General features: G+C 73.0%; 19 protein-coding genes. 4 read left to right on the top strand and 15 right to left on the bottom strand.

Annotated features, from left to right (window positions below):
• Nucleotides 1-5 precede the first annotated feature (5 nt).
• On the bottom strand, nt 6-1,256 hold the full coding sequence (purD, locus tag ABZ883_RS02775; protein WP_360900396.1) for a phosphoribosylamine--glycine ligase: 1,251 nt from the start codon (nt 1,254-1,256) through the stop codon (nt 6-8).
• A 203-nt stretch (nt 1,257-1,459) separates the two neighbouring features.
• Between purD and ABZ883_RS02770 the strand changes: the two genes are divergently transcribed.
• Entirely contained in the window at nt 1,460-2,215 is a 756-nt protein-coding gene (locus ABZ883_RS02770; RefSeq protein WP_360900393.1) for an SLATT domain-containing protein, read from the top strand.
• 18 nt (nt 2,216-2,233) lie between these two features.
• Here the strand turns inward: ABZ883_RS02770 and ABZ883_RS02765 are convergent, their stop codons facing one another.
• From ABZ883_RS02765 to ABZ883_RS02750, 4 genes are all read right to left on the bottom strand, one after another.
• Complete coding sequence (locus ABZ883_RS02765) at nt 2,234-2,887, bottom strand: hypothetical protein (protein WP_360900390.1); 654 nt, start codon at nt 2,885-2,887, stop codon at nt 2,234-2,236.
• Nucleotides 2,888-2,932: 45 nt separating this feature from the next.
• Entirely contained in the window at nt 2,933-3,619 is a 687-nt protein-coding gene (locus ABZ883_RS02760) for a GntR family transcriptional regulator (RefSeq protein WP_360900387.1), read from the bottom strand.
• Between the two features lie 110 nt (nt 3,620-3,729).
• The gene (locus ABZ883_RS02755) at nt 3,730-5,088 is read right to left on the bottom strand and encodes an aspartate aminotransferase family protein (RefSeq protein WP_360900384.1); all 1,359 of its coding nucleotides are present in this window, start codon (nt 5,086-5,088) and stop codon (nt 3,730-3,732) included.
• A 133-nt stretch (nt 5,089-5,221) separates the two neighbouring features.
• Nucleotides 5,222-6,505 (bottom strand): adenylosuccinate synthase, encoded by a 1,284-nt coding sequence (locus ABZ883_RS02750; RefSeq protein WP_360900381.1) that lies wholly within the window; start codon nt 6,503-6,505, stop codon nt 5,222-5,224.
• Between the two features lie 187 nt (nt 6,506-6,692).
• On the opposite strand from ABZ883_RS02750, the gene ABZ883_RS02745 reads away from it, so the two are divergent.
• Entirely contained in the window at nt 6,693-7,472 is a 780-nt protein-coding gene (locus ABZ883_RS02745) for a diacylglycerol kinase (protein ID WP_360901607.1), read from the top strand.
• Nucleotides 7,473-7,757: 285 nt separating this feature from the next.
• Here ABZ883_RS02745 and ABZ883_RS02740 read toward each other — a convergent pair whose 3' ends face one another.
• Nucleotides 7,758-8,219, bottom strand: a complete 462-nt coding sequence (locus ABZ883_RS02740) for a MarR family transcriptional regulator (RefSeq protein ID WP_360901604.1) — start codon at nt 8,217-8,219, stop codon at nt 7,758-7,760.
• Between the two features lie 100 nt (nt 8,220-8,319).
• Between ABZ883_RS02740 and ABZ883_RS02735 the strand changes: the two genes are divergently transcribed.
• Together ABZ883_RS02735 and ABZ883_RS02730 are read left to right on the top strand one after the other, a co-directional pair.
• Entirely contained in the window at nt 8,320-9,240 is a 921-nt protein-coding gene (locus ABZ883_RS02735; RefSeq protein WP_360900378.1) for an ABC transporter ATP-binding protein, read from the top strand.
• Between the two features lie 65 nt (nt 9,241-9,305).
• Nucleotides 9,306-10,829 (top strand): ABC transporter permease, encoded by a 1,524-nt coding sequence (locus ABZ883_RS02730; protein WP_360901601.1) that lies wholly within the window; start codon nt 9,306-9,308, stop codon nt 10,827-10,829.
• 63 nt (nt 10,830-10,892) lie between these two features.
• Here the strand turns inward: ABZ883_RS02730 and ABZ883_RS02725 are convergent, their stop codons facing one another.
• From ABZ883_RS02725 to pyrE, 9 genes are all read right to left on the bottom strand, one after another.
• Nucleotides 10,893-12,110, bottom strand: a complete 1,218-nt coding sequence (locus ABZ883_RS02725) for a cytochrome P450 (RefSeq protein ID WP_360900375.1) — start codon at nt 12,108-12,110, stop codon at nt 10,893-10,895.
• 24 nt (nt 12,111-12,134) lie between these two features.
• On the bottom strand, nt 12,135-12,803 hold the full coding sequence (locus tag ABZ883_RS02720; RefSeq protein ID WP_360900372.1) for a response regulator transcription factor: 669 nt from the start codon (nt 12,801-12,803) through the stop codon (nt 12,135-12,137).
• A complete protein-coding gene (locus ABZ883_RS02715) occupies nt 12,800-14,053 on the bottom strand; it encodes a histidine kinase (RefSeq protein ID WP_360901599.1) in 1,254 nt (417 codons plus the stop codon). Before ABZ883_RS02715 ends, ABZ883_RS02720 begins: the two co-directional genes overlap by 4 nt.
• Nucleotides 14,054-14,179: 126 nt before the next feature.
• The gene (locus ABZ883_RS02710; protein ID WP_360900369.1) at nt 14,180-15,133 is read right to left on the bottom strand and encodes an alpha/beta hydrolase; all 954 of its coding nucleotides are present in this window, start codon (nt 15,131-15,133) and stop codon (nt 14,180-14,182) included.
• Between the two features lie 2 nt (nt 15,134-15,135).
• Complete coding sequence (kynU, locus tag ABZ883_RS02705) at nt 15,136-16,389, bottom strand: kynureninase (RefSeq protein ID WP_360900366.1); 1,254 nt, start codon at nt 16,387-16,389, stop codon at nt 15,136-15,138.
• A complete protein-coding gene (locus ABZ883_RS02700) occupies nt 16,382-17,215 on the bottom strand; it encodes a tryptophan 2,3-dioxygenase family protein (RefSeq protein ID WP_360900363.1) in 834 nt (277 codons plus the stop codon). Before ABZ883_RS02700 ends, kynU begins: the two co-directional genes overlap by 8 nt.
• A gap of 195 nt (nt 17,216-17,410) precedes the next feature.
• Nucleotides 17,411-17,824 (bottom strand): DUF3151 domain-containing protein, encoded by a 414-nt coding sequence (locus ABZ883_RS02695; RefSeq protein WP_360900360.1) that lies wholly within the window; start codon nt 17,822-17,824, stop codon nt 17,411-17,413.
• A gap of 80 nt (nt 17,825-17,904) precedes the next feature.
• Nucleotides 17,905-18,927: a class II fructose-bisphosphate aldolase gene (fbaA, locus tag ABZ883_RS02690; protein WP_360900357.1), complete on the bottom strand. Its 1,023-nt coding sequence runs from the start codon at nt 18,925-18,927 to the stop codon at nt 17,905-17,907.
• A 191-nt stretch (nt 18,928-19,118) separates the two neighbouring features.
• Nucleotides 19,119-19,658: an orotate phosphoribosyltransferase gene (pyrE, locus tag ABZ883_RS02685; protein ID WP_360900354.1), complete on the bottom strand. Its 540-nt coding sequence runs from the start codon at nt 19,656-19,658 to the stop codon at nt 19,119-19,121.
• Nucleotides 19,659-19,665 lie beyond the last annotated feature (7 nt).

Below are 19,665 nucleotides of genomic sequence, written 5' to 3'. Positions count from 1 at the left end.
AGGGTTCAGCCCCTGGCGGCCTTTTCCGCGATATCCGAACGATGGTGCGAGCCCTTCAGGCCGATCCGGGCCACCGCCCGGTACGCGCGCTCGCGGGCCTTGGCGAGGTCCGCCCCGGTCGCCGTGACCGACAGGACGCGGCCCCCCGCGCTCACCACCCGCCCGTCGGCGTCCGCCTTGGTGCCCGCGTGCAGCACGTAGGCGTGCTCGTCCTCGGCGGCGACCTCGTCCAGGCCGGTGATCGGGTCACCGGTGCGCGGCGTGCCGGGGTAGTTCTCGGACGCGACCACGACGGTGACCGCCGCGCCCTCGCTCCAGCGCAGCGCGGGGAAGGCGGCCAGCCGGCCGCTCGCCGCGGCCCGCAGCAGCCCCGCCAGCGGGGTCTTGAGGCGGGCCAGCACGACCTGGGTCTCCGGGTCGCCGAAGCGCGCGTTGAACTCGATGACCCGCACACCGCGCGAGGTGATGGCCAGGCCCGCGTACAGCAGCCCGGAGAAGGGCGTGCCGCGGCGGCGCAGTTCGTCGACGGTCGGCTGGAGCACCGTGCGCTCCACCTCCTCGACCAGCCGCGGGTCGGCCCACGGCAGCGGGCTGTACGCGCCCATGCCGCCGGTGTTGGGGCCCTCGTCCGCGTCGTGGGCGCGCTTGAAGTCCTGCGCGGGCTGGAGCGGGACGACGGTCTCGCCGTCGGTGACGGCGAAGAGCGAGACCTCCGGGCCGTCCAGGTACTCCTCGATCACGACGCGCTCGCAGGCGTTGGCGTGGGCCCGGGCGGCCTCCAGGTCGTCGGTCACCACGACGCCCTTGCCCGCGGCCAGGCCGTCGTCCTTGACGACGTACGGGGCGCCGAAGGCGTCCAGCGCCTCGTCGACCTCGGCGGGGGTGGTGCACACGTACGCGCGCGCGGTGGGCACCGCGGCCGCCGCCATCACGTCCTTGGCGAACGCCTTGGAGCCCTCCAGGGCCGCGGCCTCTCGCGAGGGGCCGAAGCAGTCGATGCCGCGGGCGCGCACCGCGTCCGCGACGCCCGCCACGAGCGGGGCCTCGGGGCCGACGATCACGAGGTCGGCCCCCAGCCGGGTCGCGAGGTCCGCGACCGCGTCCCCGTCCAGGGGGTCCACCGCGTGCAGCCGCGCCACCTCGGCGATGCCGGCGTTCCCGGGGGCGCAGTGCAGCGCCGCCACGTCGGGGTCGAGGGACAGAGCGCGGCACAGGGCATGTTCGCGGGCACCGCCGCCGATGACAAGGACGTTCACGGCGCCAAGGGTATCGGCTGGCCACCGGCTCCCCCGTGCCCCTCCCGACGCCCGCGGTCGTCACTCGTTCGGGTGCTGCCTGCGGGAGCCCATACCTGATCAAGCACCCCGTAAGGGCGGAATTACCGTCATCCACTTCGCAAGCTCAGCCGTTCGGCGGTAAGAAGGGGGCTCCGTCATCGACGTCACGAGGGAGCGTGCAGGTGAGCCAGCCGGACATGTATCCCGAGGAAGTACCTCGGGAGGAACCGAAACGGCGGGCGCTCCACCGGCAGCGGGAGGACCTGCGGGCACCCTCGTTCCCGCTGGGCGACTGGGGCGAGCCCGCGGAACGGCTGGAGGAGCTCTACCGCTGGGCCGAGGCGGAGGCGCTGCGCACGGTCGAGTGGTACCTCGCCGACCGGGTGCGCAAGCGGCTGTGGGCCAGGGGGCTGCGGGTCGCGGCCGCACTGGCCGCGACCTCCGGCGCCGTCGTCGCCGTGACCGGCGCGGGGGTGCGCGACCGCTGGGCGTACGCCGCGCTGCTGCTGGCCGTGGTCTGCGTCGGTCTGGACCGCCATCTCGGCCTGACCGCCGGCTGGATGCGGGACGTGGCCACCGCGCAGGCCGTGCAGCGCCGTCTGGAGGCACTGCGCTACGACTGGGCCTCGGAGTCCGTGCGCGAGGTGCTCGGCCCCACCGAGGGGACCGCGGCCGAGGCGGCCGAGCGCTGTCTGACGGTGCTGCGCCGCTTCTCCGAGGACGTCTCGGAGCTCGTACGGTCCGAGACCGCCGACTGGATGCTGGACTTCCGGGCCGGCGGCGCCCCCCTGCGCACGCAGTCCCTGACCTGGGGATGGGGCGCGCGGAGCCCGGAGGGCGGCGGTACGCCCGGCACCGGCGGGCGGTTCCCGCTGCTGCCGGGCGGCCGGCCGAACATGCCGCGCCAGCGGCCCCCGGAGGGGCCGCGCGCCGGCTGAACCGCGCCTTGGGAACGGCTAACTGAAGACGATCATCGAGCCCTGGCCGAGCGACCGGGTGGCGGCCGCGTGCAGCCCGAGCCACACGTGCCGTTCCCGCGCGAAGGGGCCGCCGTCGCCGGAAGCGGGCGCGGCGGCCGGCTCCTCCAGCTCGGTGGGCCCGGCCGGCGGCAGGGGCGGGGGCGGCGGGTTGAGCGGGTCGATGCCGATGACCGGCGCCACGAAGTCCAGCTCGCGCAGCAGCCCGTGGGCCGAGCCCAAGGGGCCGCCGCCCTCCAGCAGTTCGTCGTTGACCAGCGGGAAGGGGAAGTCCAGCGGCACATAGGCGCCGGCGTGGTCGTAGTGCCACACCAGGTGCGACTGCTGGGCGGTGGTCTCGAACATCTCCAGCAACTGCTCGTAGTCCCCGCCGAGTTCGTCGACAGGGGTGACGGCCAGGCCCTGGATCTGCAGCAGGTACGCCCTGCGCAGGAAGTGCAGCGCGTCGTAGTCGAAACCGGCGACCGGCGCGACGTCGCCGGACAGGCCGGGCATGTAGCTGTAGACGGGCACCGGTGGCAGACCGGCGTCGCTCAGTGCCTTGTCGTAGCGGGCGATTTCCTCGGCGAACGGGTTGTCCGGGCTGTGGCAGAGCACGTCCACCAGGGGAACCAGCCACAAGTCGCAGGCCACAGGCGCTCCAAGTCCTTCCGTACGTGGTCGGGCCAGCGTAGTCGGCTAGGAGGCGGGGGGCCGACGCATCAGGGCGAGAGAGTGGTCGTTGAATTCCTCCATGATCCGCTGGGCGGTCTCCGGATCGCGCTTCTCGACCGCGCCCACCAGCTCCACGTGGTCCGCCCAGCACACCCCCTCCAGGGAGGTGCGGGCGCGCAGGAAGGGCACCTCGTACACCCAGGTCTGCATGCGGATGCGGTCCAGGAACTCGGCGACATGGGCATTGCCGGCCAGCGCGGTCAGCTCGCGCCAGAAGCGGATGTCGTGGCCGATGAGCACGTCCAGCTCACCGGCCCGGGCGGCCGGCGCGGCGGCCTCCGCGCGGCGGCGGACGGAGGCGACCGCGGCCGGTTCGACCTCCCGCATGCCGCGTGTGGCGATCCGCCGGAAGATGCCCTCCACGACCAGGGTGCGGGCCCCCACCATGGAGCGGAACTCGGATTCGCTGAAGCGGCGCACCTGGAAGCCGCGATGGTGCTCGACCTCGAGCAGTCCCTGCGCGGCGAGGTCGACCAGCGCCTCGCGCACAGGCGTCGCGGAGACCTCGTACAGCTCGGCGATCTCCTTCACGGTGAAGTGGCGTCCGGCGGCCATGCGGCCGGTGAGCACCTCGTCGCGCAGAGCGTCGGCGATCTGCTGGCGCAGACTGCTCCGTCTGACGGGGCGCCCTGCGTCTGCACCATCCCGCATGCCCGGTGCCTCCCTCGGATGTGCGTGCGCCTGAATGCGCCTCACCCTATGCGAGGCCCGGCCGCGGGTGGTCGGCGCCTGTGGCGTCGGTCACGCGCGGCCGGCCGGGTTCAGACCGTGTGCTCGTCCGCGACCGACAGGGCCGCGTCGAGGAGCGCGAGGCCCTCCTTGGCCTCGGCCTCGGTGATGTTGCAGGCGGGCACCACATGGGTGCGGTTCATGTTCACGAACGGCCACAGACCGCTCTTCTTGCAGGCCGCCGCGAAGGCCGCCATGGGGGCGTTCGCCTCGCCCGAGGCGTTGTACGGCACCAGGGGCTCGCGGGTCTCCCGGTCGCGCACCAGCTCCAGCGCCCAGAAGGCGCCCAGGCCCCGCACCTCGCCGACCGACGGGTGGCGGCCGGCCAGTTCGCGCAGCCTGGGGCCGATGGTGTGCTCGCCGAGTTCGGCGGCCCGGGCGACCACGCCCTCGTCCTCCATCACCCCGATCGTGGCGACGGCCGCGGCGCAGGCCAGCGGGTGGCCGGAGTAGGTCAGCCCGCCGGGGTAGGGGCGGGTGGCGAACGTCGCGGCGATCTCCTCGCTGATGGCGACCCCGCCGAGCGGCACGTAACCGGAGTTGACGCCCTTGGCGAAGGTCAGCAGGTCGGGGACGACGTCGAACTGCTCCGCGGCGAACCAGCTGCCGGTGCGGCCGAAACCGGCCATGACCTCGTCCAGGACGAGGACGATGCCGTACCGGTCGCAGATCTCGCGGACGCCCGCCAGATATCCGGGCGGCGGCACCATGATGCCCGCCGTGCCCGGCACCGTCTCCAGCACGATCGCGGCGACGGTCTGCGGCCCCTCGAAGACGATCGTGTCCTCCAGGTGCTGCAGCGCGCGGTCGCGCTCCTGCTCCTCGGTCTCCGCGTGGAACGGCGAGCGGTAGAGGAACGGCGCCCAGAAGTGGACGACACCGGCCGAGCCGCTGTCCGACGCCCAGCGGCGCGGGTCACCGGTCAGGTTGATCGCGGCGGCGGTGCCTCCGTGGTACGAGCGGTACGCGGAGAGCACCTTGGGGCGGCCGGTGTGCAGCCGGGCCATCCGCACCGCGTTCTCGACGGCCTCGGCGCCGCCGTTGGTGAAGAAGATCTTGTTCAGGTCGCCGGGGGTGCGCTCGGCGATCAGCCGGGCGGCCTCGGAGCGCGCCTCCACGGCGAAGGCGGGCGCGAACGTGACGAGCTTCGCGGCCTGCTCCTGGATCGCGGCGACGACCTTCGGGTGCTGGTAACCGATGTTGGTGAACACCAGGCCGCTGGTGAAGTCCAGGTAGCGGTTGCCGTCGTAGTCCCAGAAGTACGCGCCCTCCGCCCCGGCGACCGCGAGCGGGTCGATCAGGCCTTGCGCCGACCAGGAGTGGAAGACGTGCGCGCGGTCGGCGGCCTTGACGGCGGCGCCGGTCTCGGGGTCTGCGTAAGGAGGGGTCATGGCCCCAAGGCTAAGCAGACGCCCGGACGGGCTCCCATTGGCACCCTGTATCCCGGTGGGCGGGCGCGCCGACAGGTTGTACGGCGCGCCCGCCCCTTCGTCCGGTGGGACCGTCCCGCGGCCCCGGGTGCGGCTACAGGAACGAGTTGATCTCGATCGTCTCGGTCCGGCCGGGGCCGACGCCGATGGCCGAGATCGGGGCGCCCGACATCTCCTCCAGCGCCTTCACGTACGCCTGCGCGTTCTTCGGCAGGTCGGCGAAGGTCTTGGCCTTGGTGATGTCCTCGCTCCAGCCGGGCAGCGTCTCGTAGACCGGCTTCGCGTGGTGGAAGTCGGTCTGGCTGAAGGGCAGTTCCTCGACGCGCTTGCCGTCGATCTCGTACGCGACGCAGACCGGGATGCGCTCCCAGCCGGTCAGCACGTCGAGCTTGGTGAGGAAGAAGTCGGTGAGGCCGTTGACCCGGGTCGCGTAGCGGGCGATCACCGCGTCGAACCAGCCGCACCGGCGGTCCCGGCCGGTGGTGACACCGCGCTCGCCGCCGATGCGCCGCAGCGCGTCGCCGTCCTCGTCGAACAGCTCGGTCGGGAACGGGCCCGCGCCGACGCGGGTGGTGTACGCCTTCAGGATGCCGATGACCCGGCTGATCTTGGTGGGGCCGATGCCCGAGCCCGTGCAGGCACCGCCCGCGGTCGGGTTCGAGGACGTCACGAAGGGATACGTGCCGTGGTCGACGTCCAGCAGGGTGCCCTGGCCGCCCTCCAGGAGCACGACCTTGCCCTCGTCGAGAGCGGAGTTCAGCAGGAACGTCGTGTCCGCGACGTAGCCCCCGATCTGCTCGGCGTAGCCCAGGTACTCCTCGACAACCTGGTCGATGCTGATCGCCCGCCGGTTGAAGATCTTGACCAGCACCTGGTTCTTGTCGTGCAGCGCGGCCTCGACCTTCTGCCGCAGGATCGACTCGTCGAAGAGGTCCTGCACCCGGATGCCCACACGGTTGATCTTGTCCGCGTACGCCGGGCCGATGCCGCGGCCGGTGGTGCCGATCCTGCGCTTGCCGAGGAAGCGTTCCGTCACCTTGTCCAGGGTCTGGTGGTACGGCGTGATCAGGTGCGCGTTGCCGCTGATGAGGAGCTTGGACGTGTCGACGCCGCGCTCGTTCAGCCCGCTCAGCTCGGAGAGCAGGACCGCCGGGTCGACGACGACACCGTTGCCGATCACGGGGGTGCACCCGGGCGAGAGGATTCCGGAGGGCAGAAGGTGCAGCGCGTACTTCTGGTCACCGACCACCACCGTGTGGCCGGCGTTGTTGCCGCCCTGGTAGCGCACCACGTAGTCCACGGATCCACCGAGCAGGTCGGTGGCCTTCCCCTTGCCCTCGTCACCCCACTGAGCACCGAGCAGCACAAGTGCGGGCACAGGCGTACACCCCTTCCGGGCGGGGCATGTCCAACGTGGCTCCCCATGGCGGGGAGAGCGGTCGGACCGGTGCCCCGGAATAGACGAAGCCCCTGGCGCAAGGCAGCGCAAGGGGCTCTTGCACCGAGATGTTACCTGAGGAAGGACCAAGGTGTCGGCTCAGCGACCGGTCGGGCAACCCCTGCTCGTGGTCATCGACCCCGCCGCCCGTGTCATGGACGGCGAATCCGTACGCATCGCGAAGGATGTGCTGTGCGGAGGATCGCCCTCCGTGAAGATCGCGCTTCCGGAGTCCGAGGAAGAGGCCGTACGGGTGCTGGAGCACCGGGGGCGACGACGCCCGGTCGTGGTCGGCGACGACGCGGCGCTGCTGCGGACCGTACGGGCACTGCACGGGGCGCGTGCGCTGGGCGAGGCGGTGGTCGGGCTGGTCCCGGTCGGACGAAGCACCGCCCTGGCCCGCGCCCTGGGCGTGCCCGGCGGCGCGGTGAACGCGGCACGGGCCGTGCTCGACGGGGCCGAACGGGAACTGGACCTCCTGCTCGACGACAGCGGCGGCATCGTGCTGGGCGCCCTGCGCATCTCCTCCGCGACCCCGGCATGGCTGATGCCCGTCGAACGGCGCGCCCGCTCGCTCGCCCGCACGTTCAGCCTGCACGGCCACCCCGCGGGGCTCGCCATGCGCGGCGTGCAGCGACTGCGCGTCGAGGCCGACGGGGTCGTCCTGGCCGACCTGGACGACTGCGTCGAGGAGGTGTCCGTCTCCATGGCCGCCCCCGGCACCGCCGAGGTCCTCGTCCGCCGCGACGGGGCCGCCCCGGCCGGCCCGGTGCACGCCCGCACGGTCACGGTCTCCGGGCGCGACTTCCGCTACACCGCGGACGCGGCGAGCGCGGGGCCGGTCCGGCGGCGCACGTGGACAGTGATGCCGGGCGCGTGGCGGCTGACGGTGCCGCGGTCCTTTTGATTGTGAGGCTCGGTTCGCCTCCGGTTCGCTCAAGCCGTCGCCGACGGTCGACCGTGCTCGGCCGCTCGTTCCTCGCGGCCTCCGCGCGCTCTCCCTTTCGGCAACGGCCGCTCCCTTCGGCTCACTCGCCATGCACACATCGGCCCGCTCACCGGAACAGCGTCCGAACGGGGCCGCTTGGCCTTCCCCACGTCACAGCCGCGCAGGTTCGGCCCACTCGCCATGCACGCGTCGGACCGCACACCGTCCGAACGGGGCCCGTGCGCTCGACAGGGGAGCCCGGCGCTAGAGGAGGCCGCTCTTGCGGAGTTCGGTTTTGCGGTCGCGCCAGCGGTCCATCAGCTCGACGATCTCGTTCTGGAGGAAGTCGAAGAAGGCGGCGGTCTCCGCGATGCGGCGGCCGGCGGGGGTGTCGGGGCCCACGGCCTCGATGCCGTCGCGGAGGGTGCCCTCCCAGCGGGCGAGGATGCGGTCGCGGCGGGTGAAGGTCTCGTACCACTGGTCGCTGTGCACGCGGTAGCGCTCGCGCCGGGAGCCCGGCTCGCGTTCGCGGGTCAGCATGCCGACCTGGGATAGGTAGCGGACCGCGCCGGAGACCGCGGCGGGGCTGGCCTGGAGGCGTTCGGCCAGTTCGGCGGCGCTGAGCATGCCGGTGTCGGAGGCGAGCAGCGCCGCGAAGACGCGGGCGGCCATACGCTGCATGCCGGCCTCGACCAGTTCCGCCGCGAACCGTTCGACGAACGTCATCGGCTCGATGGATCGCTCTGCCACCTCTATCGCCTCCCGTCCGGAGTTTATACGGTTCCTTATCTTCACAAATTCGTGAATCTACTGTACGTTCACAATCATGACGAAGGCAATCAGTGTGGCCGGACTCCACAAGTCCTTCGGCCGCACACACGCACTGGACGGCCTGGACCTGACCGTCGAGACGGGCGAGGTGCACGGCTTCCTCGGGCCCAACGGGGCGGGGAAGTCCACGACCATCCGGGTCCTGCTGGGGCTCCTGCGCGCGGACAGCGGGGCCGCCCAACTGCTGGGCGGGGACCCGTGGCGGGACGCGGTCCCGCTGCACCGGCGCCTGGCCTACGTCCCCGGTGACGTCACGCTCTGGCGCAACCTCAGCGGCGGCGAGGTCATCGACCTGCTCGGGCGGCTGCGCGGCGGGCTGGACCGGGCGCGCAGGGGTCGGTTGCTGGAGCGCTTCGAGCTGGACCCGACGAAGAAGGGCCGCGCGTACTCGAAGGGCAACCGGCAGAAGGTCGCGCTCGTCGCCGCGTTCGCCTCCGATGTGGAGCTGCTGATACTCGACGAGCCCACCTCCGGGCTGGACCCCCTGATGGAGGAGGTCTTCCGGGAGTGCGTCCGGGAGGAGCGCGACCGCGGGCGCACGGTGCTGCTGTCCAGTCACATCCTCAGCGAGGTCGAGGCGCTGTGCGACCGGGTGAGCATCATCCGCAAGGGACGCACCGTCGAGACCGGGAGCCTGGCCGAGTTGCGGCATCTCACCCGGACCTCGGTCACCGCCGAGCTCGCCGGGCCGGTCGCGGGCCTGGAAGGAATGCCCGGCGTGCACGACCTGGACGTCCGGGGGAACCGGGTGAAGCTGCAGGTCGACGCGGGGGAACTCAACGCGGTGCTGCGGCGGTTGAGCGAGGCCGGGGTGCGCAGCCTGACCAGTACGCCGCCCACGCTGGAGGAGCTGTTCCTGCGGCACTACGAGACCGGCGACAGCGACACCGCGGGCATGGCCGAGGTGGCGCAGTGACGCGGCCGGACGCGCTCGCCGGGACGGCGGTGCTCACGCGCCTCGCGCTGCGCCGCGACCGGATCATGATCCCGGCGTGGACGGTGCCGATCGCCCTGCTCGTCGTCTCCACCGCCTCGGCCTTCGGCTCGCTGTACGACACCGCCGCCAAGCGCGCCGAGGTCGCCGCGAGCACCGCGGGCAGCGCCTCGCTGCGGGCGTTGTACGGACCCGTCTTCGACACCGGCATCGGCGGGCTGACGGCCTGGCGCATGATGGCCTTCGGCGCCGCCGCCACGGGGCTGATGGCCGTGCTCCTGGTCGTCCGGCACACCCGTGAGGAAGAGGAGGAGGGCCGGCTGGAACTCGTCGGCGCGGGGGCCGTGGGCCGCCGGGCGCCGCTGGCCGCCGCCCTGCTCACCGGCTGCGGGGCCTCCGTCGCGCTCGGCGTCCTGGTCTCGCTGGGGCTGCTGGGCCACGGCGGGCTCGGGGCCCTGGCCTTCGGTGGTGCCTTCGCGGGCACGGGCTGCGCCTTCGCCGCCGTCGGCGCGGTCGCCGCGCAGCTCACCGAGAGCGCCCGCGCCGCCCGGGGCATAGGCGGCGCCGTGCTCGGGCTCGCCTTCCTGGTGCGCGCCGCGGGGGACGGCGGCTCCGGCACCCTGACCTGGCTCTCGCCGCTCGGCTGGGCCGAGAACATACGCCCCTACGGCGGCGAACGCTGGTGGGTGCTCGCGCTGTTCGCCGGGTGGGTCGCCGGGCTCGTCGCCCTCGCGTACGCCCTGGTCGCCCGACGGGACATCGACGCCTCCCTCATCCCGTCGCGTCCCGGCCCGGCCGCGGCCGGGCCCCGGCTGCGCGGTGTGCAGGGCCTGGCCTGGCGGCTGCAGCGCGGCTCCCTATGGGGCTGGGCGTTCGGCTTCGCCGTGGGCGGCGCCACGCTCGGCGCGCTGGCCGACGGGGCCACCGACCTCGTGCGCGGCAATGAGCAACTCGCGGATGTCATCCGGGAGATGGGTGGGGCGTCGGGTCTCGTCGACTCCTATCTCGCCTCGATGAGCGGCGTGATGGGCATGATCGCGGCGCTCTATGCCGTCCAGGCCGTCCTGCGGCTCCAGGGCGAGGAGAACTCCGGCCGCACCGAACCCGTTCTGGCCACCGGGGTCGGCCGGGTCCGCTGGGCCGTGAGCCACACGCTGCTCGCCGCCGGCGGGTCCGTGCTGCTCATGCTGGTGTCCGGGCTCACCATGGGCCTCGGTTACGGGGCGACGGCCGGTGACGTGGGCCGTCAGACGGTGCGGCTGACCGGTGCGGCGCTGGTGCAACTGCCTGCCGTGTGGTGCGTGGCGGCGGTCGCGCTCCTGCTGTACGGCGCCGTTCCCAAGGCCGCGGTGGCGAGTTGGGGCGTGGCCTCGCTGACCCTGGGGATCGGGCTGTACGGACCGGCGCTGAAGCTCTCGCCCTGGGTGATGGACCTGTCGGTCTTCACCCACCTTCCCAAGGCGCCGTCCGCGGAGGTCACCGCGGGCCCGCTGGTGCTGCTCACCGTGCTGGCGCTCGCCCTGGGCGCGGCCGGGCTCGCGGCCCTGCGTCGCCGGGACCTCGCCGCGTGACATCACGACGGCGGGGCGCCCCGCCCGCCCGGGAGGACCGGGTGGGCGGGGGCGCGCCGGCGTTCAGCAGCTCACGCGCAGTTCCCGCAGGCCGCGGATGACGTATCCCTCGTTCCAGGCCGGTTCCGCCACCAGTTCCAGCCGTGGCGCGCGCCGCAGGAGGGCCGAGAAGGATGCGGCGAGTTCGATGCGGGCCAGGGGCGCGCCGAGGCAGTAGTGGATGCCGGCGCCGAAGGTGATGTGCGGGTTGTCGGGCCGCGTCAGGTCCAGGTGGTCGGGGTCGGCGAACCGCTCGGGGTCGCGGTTGGCGGACCCGAACAGCAGGGCCACCTCGCTGCCGCGCGGGATGACGGTGCCGCCGACCTCGATGTCGTCCAGCACCCAGCGCTCGAACATCTGCAACGGGGTGTCGAAGCGCAGCAGTTCCTCGATCGCGGTCGGCAGCAGCTCCTCCGGTGCCGCGCGCAGTGCCGCCAGCTGCTCGGGGTGCCGGAACAGCGTCCACCAGCTGTTCCCGGTGGTGTTGACGGTCGCCTCGTGGCCGGCGTTCAGCAGCAGCACGCAGGTGGAGACCATCTCCTGCTCGCTGAGCCGGTCCCCCTCGTCGTGCGCCGCGATCAGCGCGCTGATCAGGTCCTCGCCGGGGGCCTTGCGCCGCTCGGCGATCAGTTCGCGCAGGTACTCGGAGAACTCCTCGCTCGCCCGGACCGCCCGCCGGGCGGCCTCCTCGGTCGGGTTGAGCTCGAACATCCCGACGATGTCCGCGGACCACGGCCGCAGCAGGTGCCGGTCGCGGGCCGGTATCCCGAGCATCTCGGCGATGACGGCGACCGGCAGCGGTTCGGCGACGGCGGCGATCAGGTCGCCGCCGCCCTCGGCGACCAGCCGCTCGACGAGTTCGCCGGCCAGCCGCTGGACGGTCGGGGTGAGGCGTTCGACCGTGCGCGGGGTGAAGGCCTTGGAGACCAGCCGCCGGATGCGGGTGTGGTCCGGGGCCTCCAGGTCCAGCAGGCCGTTGCCGTTGAGCACGGTGAAGGGCTCGTGCTCGGGCGGCGGCGGGGTGCGCCCGAAGTCCTCGTGGCTGAAGCGGTGCAGGTAGGTACGGCCGAGGCGGCGGTCCCGCAGCAGTGCGCTGACGTCCGCGTAGTGCGGGATCAGCCACTGGCCGCTGGGCTCGAACCAGTGCGCGCGGCCCTCCGCCCGAAGCCGGGAGTACGCCGGGTAGGGGTCGGCCACGAACTCGGCCGACCAGGGATCGAAGGCGGTCGCAGGGCTGCTCATGTGCGGAGACTACCCTCCGTCCCGTCAGCCGCCAGGGGTGACCAGCCGCGCCTCGTACGCGAAGACCGCCGCCTGGGTCCGGTCCCGCAGCCCGAGCTTCACCAGCACCCTGCTCACGTGGGTCTTCACCGTGGACTCCGCGACGACCAGGTGCCCGGCGATCTCCGCGTTGGACAGTCCCTGGGCGACCAGCACCAGTACCTCGGTCTCACGCTCCGTGAGGTCTCCGACGCGCTCCTGGGTCGGCGGCCGCGGTGTGCCGAGCCGGTTGAACTCGGTGATGAGCCGCCGGGTGATCGCCGGGGCCAGCAGGGCGTCCCCGGCGGCCACGACCCGCACCCCGTCGGCGAGCTGGCGCGCGGAGGCGTCCTTGAGCAGGAAGCCCGACGCGCCCGCCCGCAGCGCCTGGTAGACGTACTCGTCCAGGTCGAAGGTGGTCAGCACGAGCACCTTGGCGTCGGCGTCCGCGGCGACGATCTCGCGGGTCGCCTCCAGCCCGTTCATCTCGGGCATGCGGATGTCCATCAGGACCACGTCCGGCCGCAGCGCCGCGACCTGCTCGACCGCCTGCCGGCCGTCGACCGCCTCGCCGACCACCTCGATGTCCGGCTGCGCGTTGAGCAGCACCGAGAACCCCTCGCGGACCATCATCTGGTCGTCCGCGATCAGCACCCGGATGGTCTTCGCCGTCATGCCCGCTCCCCGGGGACCGGGATGAAGACCGCGACCTCGTAACCGCCGTCGTCCGTGGTCCCGTCGGTCATCTCGCCGCCGAGCATCGTCACCCGCTCCCGCATGCCGGTGATGCCGTGGCCGGCGCCCGGCGAGGGCTTCAGCAGGCCGCGCGGCGGCCCGTTGAGGACCCGCAGGCCGATCCCGCCGAGGACGTAGGAGATCTCGACCCGGGCGGCGGCGCCCGGCGCGTGCCGCAGCGTGTTGCTCAGCCCCTCCTGGATGATCCGGTACGCCGACAGCTCGACGCCCTGCGGCAGTTCGCGCACCGCGCCGGTGACCGTCTTCTCCACCTGCAGCCCCGCCTCGCGCACATTGGCGATCAGCCGGTCGAGGTCGGCGAGGGTCGGCTGCGGCGCGTCCGGGGCCTGGTAGTCCTCGGCCCGTACGACGCCGAGCACCCGGCGCAGTTCGGTGAGGGCGATGACGGCGTTCTCGCGGATGATCGCGAAGCTCTGGGTCAGCTCCTCGGGCGGGTTCTCGACGCGGTAGGGGGCGGCCTCCGCCTGGATGGCGATCACCGACATGTGGTGGGCGACGACATCGTGCAGTTCGCGGGCGATGGTCGTGCGCTCCTCCAGCAGCGTGCGCCGGGTGCGCTCGACCTCGGTGACGGCGACCTGCGCGGCCACCTCCTTGCGGGAGTCGCGCAGTCCGCGCACCGCCGCCACGACGAACAGCACAACGCCGGACAGGAAGACCATGATGAAGGGGTCGGCCCCGTACCAGCCTCCCCAGGAGCTGAAGGCCAGCCCGAGCAGCGCGGTGAGCAGCCACATCTCGGCGGCCACCCGCGGCCGGGTGCGGGCCGCCACCACCCCCATCACCACCAGGTGCGAGAAGAACCCGGTGTCCGTCCACGGCCCGGTGGACGACCAGCCGTCGGAGAACAGCACCCCCGTCACGACCGTCGCCCCGAACGACAGCCACCAGGCGCCGATCGGCCGGAACATCGTCGTCAGCAGCGGCACCCCGGCGAGCAGCGCGGCCAGTACGCCGCCGAGCCCGGAGTAACTCTCCGCCGCCGTCAGCATCAGCAGCACCGTGAAGCCGGTCAGCGCCGCGTGCGGCAGCCAGCGGGCGTACCCGCGGAACCGCCGCGGCACCAGGCCGAGCAGCGGGTGCCCGTCCCGGAGCGGTGCCATCGGGTGGAAGGCGAAGGCGTCGGTTATCAGGTCACGCCGCAGCCCCTGCAGGGCGCCCCGCGCCATGCGGAGCTCGGTCCGCAGCGTGGTCTGGCTTGTCTCGGTCACGTCATCACCGTAGGGATCGGTCGGTTCGCCGTCGTCACCGCAGAAGATGACGTCCGGGCATCCGTCTCAAGTACGACACGGGCGTCACCAGGCCAGTTGCGCGATCTCCTCGGCGACCACGGCCGCCGCGTCGGCGTCCGGGTCGATGACCGGGAAGTGGCCCACGTCCGCCAGCAGCGTCAGCTGTGCCTCCTCGCCCGCCTTGGCCGTCGCGGCCACGAAGGCCTCCGCCACCCGCGGCGGCACCACGGTGTCGGCGCTGCCGTGCACGACGGTCACCGGGATGCCGGTGGGCAGCAGCGCGGCCGGGTCGGTCTCGGGGCCGCGCGACGCCAGCTGCTCCGGGCCGCCGAGCAGTTCCGCGACCGCGCCGGAGCACACGTCCAGCTCCACCGCCGTCGCGAAGTCCGCCAGGGGCGACAGGGCGACGACCCCGCGCAGCGGGGCGGGCGCCGGGCGGTGCCAGCGCGACCCGGGCGGCAGTACGTGCCGCGCGGCCGCCCACAGCGCGAGATGGCCACCGGCGGAGTGCCCGGCGAGCACGATCCGCCGGGGGTCCACGGCCTGCGGTCCCAGGGCCGCCACGGCCAGGCCCGGCACGGCGTCCACGGCCGCGGCCACGTCGTCGAAGGTGTCCGGCCAGCGTCCCGCCACCGCGCCGCCGTTGCCCCGGCGGTACTCCACCGAGGCCACGGCGAAGCCGCGCCGCGCCAGGAACGCGGCGAGCGGCGAGACGTGCTTCCTGTCGTACGCGGCCCGCCAGGCGCCGCCGTGGAAGAACACCACGAGCGGCCCCGGCCGCCCCTGGTCGGCGCCGGCCGGGCGGTGGAAGTCGACGACCTGGTCGGGGTGTTCGCCGTACGCGGCGGTGGCGTCCGGCGCCACGGGGGCGTGCCCCAGCGCCGACGCCTCCTCGGCGGCGTCCCGCAGCGCGGCCCCCTCCCCCGCCCCGGCGACGCCGGCCGCGGTGGTCTCGCTCGGCCCGGAAGCCGTCTCCGGCCGGCCGGCGGAGACGGGGGGCGGGGTGGGGTCGTGCATGCTTACCGGCTTCCTTCGAGGACCTCGGCGAGGACCCGCGCCGCGCGCTCCGCGTCCGCGAACCTCGTGTAGAGCGGGGTGAATCCGAAGCGGAGGATATCCGGCTCCCGGAAGTCCCCCACCACGCCCCGGCCGATGAGTTCCGTCATCACCGCGCCCGCGTCGGCGCACCGCAGGGCGACCTGGCTGCCGCGTTCGGCGTGCGCGGCCGGGGTCACCGCGGTGACCGCGCCCGCCGGGACGTACGCGGCCACGCACTCCAGGAAGAAGTCGGTCAGGGCCAGGCTCTTGGCCCGCACGGCGCCCAGGGACACGCCGTCCCAGACGTCGAGGGCCGTGTCCAGCGCCAGCAGCGACAGGATCTCCGGGGTGCCGACCCGGCCGCGGACACTGCCGTCGGCGGGACGGTAGGCGGCCTCCATCGCGAACGGGTCGCGGTGGGAGTTCCAGCCCGGCAGCGGCGAGTCGAAGCGCGGCTGCAGGTCGCGGCGGACGTACAGGTACGCGGGCGCGCCCGGGCCGCCGTTGAGATACTTGTACGTGCAGCCGACCGCCAGGTCCACGCCGTGCTCGTCCAGGCCCACCGGCAGGGCCCCCGCCGTGTGGCACAGGTCCCAGACCACCAGCGCGCCGGCGGCGTGGACCGCGGCGGTGGTGCCCGGCAGGTCGTTGAGCCGGCCGGTGCGGTAGTCGACGTGATTGACCAGGGCGACGGCGGTGCGCGGGCCGGCCGCGGCGGCGATGTCTTCGGCGCCGACCGCGCGGATCGAGCAGCCGGTCATCCGCGCGGCGGACTCCGCGATGTAGCCGTCGGTGGGGAACGTCGTGGCGTCGACCAGCACCTCGGTGCGGGCCGGGTCGGCCTGCTGGGCCATCCGAACGGCACCCACGACGGCCTTGAAGACATTGACGCTGGTGGAGTCGCCGACCACGACCTGGCCGGCGGCGGCACCGACGAGCGCGCCGACACGGTCGCCGATCCGCTCGGGCGCGGTCCACCATCCGCTCTCGTCCCACGAGCGGATGCGCAGCGCGCCCCACTCGCGCGCGATGACGTCCGCGATCCGGTCCGGCACCGCGGCGGGCAGCGCGCCCAGCGAGTTGCCGTCCAGGTAGATCACGTCGTCCATCACGAAGCGGTCGCGGACCTTGGCCAGTTCGTCGGCGGTGTCGAGGCGCAGCGCCTTCGCCGCCGGGGACTCCGACTCGGACTCGGACACGGACACGGACTCGGGGAGGTGCGGAGTGTCAGACATGGCTGCGGGCCGTCCAGAGCTCGGGGAACACGTTCTTCGTGGCGCGCTTCTCCAGCCAGGCGACCCCCGCGGAGCCGCCCGTGCCGGTCTTGGCGCCCATCGCGCGGCGGGTGGCGACCAGGTGGTCGTTGCGCCAGCGCCAGACCAGTTCGGCGACCTCGGTCAGCGCCTCGCCGAGCCGCACCAGGTCGGCGTCCTGGTCACCGGAGTAGATCTGCTGCCAGGCCCGCTCGACGGCCGGGTCGCCCTCGTACCGCTGGGACAGGTCGTCCCGCGCCGGAATCGCGTGCCCGCGGCGGGCCAGCAGGCGCAGCACCTCGTCGTACAGGCTCGGCTCGTGGAGCGCCTTCTCCAGCTCGGCGTGGACGCGCGGCGAGCCGCGGTGCGGCACCAGCATGGAGGACGACTTCTCGCCCAGCAGGAACTCCATGCGCCGGTACATCGCGGACTGGAAGCCGGAACCCTCGCCGAGCGCGGCCCGGTAGGCGTTGAACTGCGCCGGGGTGAGGTGCGCGATCGGCTCCCACGAGGCGTTCAGCGACTGCAGTTCGTACGTGCTGCGCTTGAGCGCGGCCATCGCCGTCGGCAGGTCGTCGGCCGCCAGCGCCCGGGAGGCGGTCTCCCACTCGTGCACGATGACGGTGAACCACAGCTCCATGACCTGGGTGGTCACCAGGAAGACCATCTCGCCGGGGTCGTCGGAGCGGGGCTGCTGAAGGTGGGTGAGGACGTCCGCCTGGACGTAGTCCTCGTACGGGGTCGTTCCCTCGAAGTCCAGGTGCGGGGCCTCGGGGGCCGCCTGGGAAACATCGGGGTGGTGGGACATCGGTGTCTCCGTGAATACGAGCTACCGGGTAGCGGTCTGCCCCCCGCCGTACGACGGCGGGCCCCGGTCCCCTCGGGTCCGCGCACACGCGCATGCCGGACCCATCGCGCATCATGCGTGGTCGGGGCCCGGTCCGGCAAGCCCCTCCCACCTGCCGCGATGGTCCTGGCTCGGCCGTTCCGGGCCCCGCGGGCGTCAGCCCAGGGTGTCCGCGGCGGTCGGGGAGGAGTCCCGCAGGAAGGCCGAGCAGCGCTCGTACTCCTCCTTCTCCCCGATCGACTGCGCCGCCCGCGCCAGCGCGTGCAGGGCGCGCAGGAAACCGCGGTTGGGCTCGTGCTCCCAGGGCACCGGGCCGTGGCCCTTCCAGCCGTTGCGGCGCAGGGCGTCCAGGCCGCGGTGGTAACCGGTGCGCGCGTAGGCGTACGACTCGACGACCCGGCCGCCGGCGAAGGCGTCGTCCGCCAGCTCCGCCCAGGCCAGGGAGGACGTCGGGTACTTCGCGGCGACATCGGCGGCGGCCGCCCCGGAGGCGAGCAGCTCGCGCGGCTCGGGGTCGTCGGGCAGGTTCGTCGGGGGCGGTCCCCCGAGCAGGTTCTCGTGAATGGCCATGGGCCCCAGTATGGCCGGGGCCCGGCCCCTCCTCGTGGAGGGACCGGGCCCGGTGGCGGTGCCGTGCGCGTGGGCGACGGCTACTTCATGCGGGTACCGGCGGACCGCAGGTCGCCGCAGGCCTCGACAACGCGGGCGGCCATGCCGGCCTCGGCCGACTTGCCCCAGGTGCGCGGGTCGTACTGCTTCTTGCTGCCGACCTCGCCGTCGACCTTCAGCACACCGTCGTAGTTGCGGAACATGTGCTCCACGACCGGGCGGGTGAAGGCGTACTGGGTGTCGGTGTCGATGTTCATCTTGACGACGCCGTTCTCCAGCGCCGTGGCGATCTCCTGCTTGGTGGAGCCGGAGCCGCCGTGGAAGACGAACCAGAACGGCTCCTGCTTGCCGTACTTGGCGCCCACGCCCGCCTGGAGGTCCTTCAGGAGCTCGGGGCGGAGCACGACGTTGCCCGGCTTGTAGACGCCGTGCACGTTGCCGAAGGAGGCGGCGAGCAGGTAGCGGCCCTTCTCGCCCAGGCCGAGGGCCTCGGCGGTGCGCAGCGCGTCCTCGACGGTGGTGTAGAGCTCGTCGTTGATCTCGTGGGAGACGCCGTCCTCCTCACCGCCGGTGGGGGTGATCTCCACCTCGAGGATGATCTTCGCCTTGGCGGCCTCGGCCAGCAGCTCCTGCGCGATGGCGAGGTTGTGGTCGAGGGTCTCGGCGGAGCCGTCCCACATGTGCGACTGGAACAGCGGGTTGCGGCCGGCGGCCACGCGCTCCTGGGAGAGCTTCAGCAGCGGGCGCACATAGCCGTCGAGCTTGTCCTTCGGGCAGTGGTCGGTGTGCAGCGCGACGTTGACCGGGTACTTCTCCGCGACGATGTGCGCGAACTCGGCGAGCGCCACCGAACCGGTGACCATGTCCTTGCTGTACTGGCCGCCGAGGAACTCGGCGCCGCCCGTGGAGATCTGGACGATGCCGTCGCTCTCCGCCTCCGCGAAGCCGCGCAGCGCGGCGTGCAGGGTCTGGGTCGAGGTCACGTTGATGGCCGGGTAGGCGAACCTGCCTGCCTTCGCCCGGTCGAGCATCTCGCTGTAGATCTCGGGGGTTGCGATGGGCATTGTGTCCGCTCCTTGTGATGTGCGGGTTGTTCGGTGAGTGACCCTGACCTGGGATCGACGTCATCGTCGCCCCCATCTTGGCAGACGACCGCATCACCTCCACACTATGCGCACCGCGGACATGCGTCAGGGGTCGGTGGTTTCACGTGAAACCACCGACCCCTGATGAAAACCCCAGCTCAGGACGGGAGTCAGGCCAGATCGAGGTCCTCGAGACCGAAGGCCTTGAGGTACGGAAGACCCGCCTCCGCGATGGCCGGCGCGGCGCCGCGCTCGACGATCACGGCGACCGCGACCACCTCGGCGCCGGCCTCGCGGGCGGCCTCCACGGCGGTCAGCGGGGAGCCCCCGGTGGTGGAGGTGTCCTCCACGACCAGCACCCGCCGGCCCGCGATGTCCGGGCCCTCGATGCGGCGCTGCATGCCGTGCGCCTTCTGCGCCTTGCGGACCACGAACGCGTCCAGCTTCCGGCCGCGCGCGGCGGCGGCGTGCAGCATCGAGGTGGCCACCGGGTCGGCACCCAGGGTGAGCCCGCCGACCGCGTCGAAGTCCAGGTCGGCGGTGGTGTCCAGCATGACCTGGCCGACCAGCGGGGCGGCCTCGGCGTCCAGCGTGATCCGGCGCAGGTCGATGTAGTAGTCGGCCTCGAGGCCCGACGACAGGGTCACCTTGCCGTGCACCACGGCCTTGTCCTTGATCTGCCGCAGCAGGGCTTCACGCGCGTCGCTCATGGCCGCG

The sequence above is a fragment of the Streptomyces sp. NPDC046977 genome, from assembly GCF_040644455.1.
Taxonomy (GTDB): Bacteria; Actinomycetota; Actinomycetes; order Streptomycetales; family Streptomycetaceae; genus Actinacidiphila.
Note: the sequence above shows the minus strand (reverse complement) of the source record. Positions and strands in the feature narration are given on the sequence as shown.

Coding starts and splice junctions, on each gene's coding strand:
- ABZ883_RS02760 (WP_360900387.1), bottom strand. CDS start 3,619: ATGCGGGATGGTGCAGACGCAGGGCGCCCCGTCAGACGGAGCAGTCTG.
- ABZ883_RS02755 (WP_360900384.1), bottom strand. CDS start 5,088: ATGACCCCTCCTTACGCAGACCCCGAGACCGGCGCCGCCGTCAAGGCC.
- ABZ883_RS02740 (WP_360901604.1), bottom strand. CDS start 8,219: ATGACGTTCGTCGAACGGTTCGCGGCGGAACTGGTCGAGGCCGGCATG.
- ABZ883_RS02735 (WP_360900378.1), top strand. CDS start 8,320: ATGACGAAGGCAATCAGTGTGGCCGGACTCCACAAGTCCTTCGGCCGC.
- ABZ883_RS02730 (WP_360901601.1), top strand. CDS start 9,306: ATGATCCCGGCGTGGACGGTGCCGATCGCCCTGCTCGTCGTCTCCACC.
- ABZ883_RS02725 (WP_360900375.1), bottom strand. CDS start 12,110: ATGAGCAGCCCTGCGACCGCCTTCGATCCCTGGTCGGCCGAGTTCGTG.
- ABZ883_RS02720 (WP_360900372.1), bottom strand. CDS start 12,803: ATGACGGCGAAGACCATCCGGGTGCTGATCGCGGACGACCAGATGATG.
- ABZ883_RS02715 (WP_360901599.1), bottom strand. CDS start 14,053: ATGGCGCGGGGCGCCCTGCAGGGGCTGCGGCGTGACCTGATAACCGAC.
- ABZ883_RS02710 (WP_360900369.1), bottom strand. CDS start 15,133: ATGCACGACCCCACCCCGCCCCCCGTCTCCGCCGGCCGGCCGGAGACG.
- kynU (WP_360900366.1), bottom strand. CDS start 16,389: ATGTCTGACACTCCGCACCTCCCCGAGTCCGTGTCCGTGTCCGAGTCC.
- ABZ883_RS02700 (WP_360900363.1), bottom strand. CDS start 17,215: ATGTCCCACCACCCCGATGTTTCCCAGGCGGCCCCCGAGGCCCCGCAC.
- ABZ883_RS02695 (WP_360900360.1), bottom strand. CDS start 17,824: ATGGCCATTCACGAGAACCTGCTCGGGGGACCGCCCCCGACGAACCTG.
- fbaA (WP_360900357.1), bottom strand. CDS start 18,927: ATGCCCATCGCAACCCCCGAGATCTACAGCGAGATGCTCGACCGGGCG.
- pyrE (WP_360900354.1), bottom strand. CDS start 19,658: ATGAGCGACGCGCGTGAAGCCCTGCTGCGGCAGATCAAGGACAAGGCC.